The sequence below is a fragment of the Lentilactobacillus hilgardii DSM 20176 = ATCC 8290 genome, from assembly GCF_000159315.1.
Classification (GTDB): domain Bacteria; phylum Bacillota; class Bacilli; order Lactobacillales; family Lactobacillaceae; genus Lentilactobacillus; species Lentilactobacillus hilgardii.
Genome location: NZ_GG670033.1, coordinates 1 through 241 on the forward strand (window position 1 = coordinate 1; position 241 = coordinate 241).

Below are 241 nucleotides of genomic sequence, written 5' to 3' on the forward strand. Positions count from 1 at the left end.
TTTGACATAAATTCGAGTTGGTCGCAGTAACTCATGCTTTAGATCCAATTGACAACCCGGTAATGTCTCATCCAGTGAATAGTGGTTTTGTTTGAACAAAATATCCCGTACCAGGCTGAAACCGTTGGAGTGCAGGCCGTTGGAGGCCAAGCCCAGCAAAACATCGCCTTCTCGGAGATTATCCGATTTCAATAATTTATCCCGATCGGCAATCCCAACGGTAAACCGGCCAAATCATAGT

At 45.2% G+C, this 241-nt stretch carries 1 pseudogene; it reads right to left on the bottom strand.

Annotation, left to right across the window (positions count from 1 at the left end):
* A pseudogene (locus tag HMPREF0519_RS13510) lies at positions 1-225 on the bottom strand (AIR synthase-related protein); the annotation flags it as partial.
* Positions 226-241: the final 16 nt, after the last annotated feature.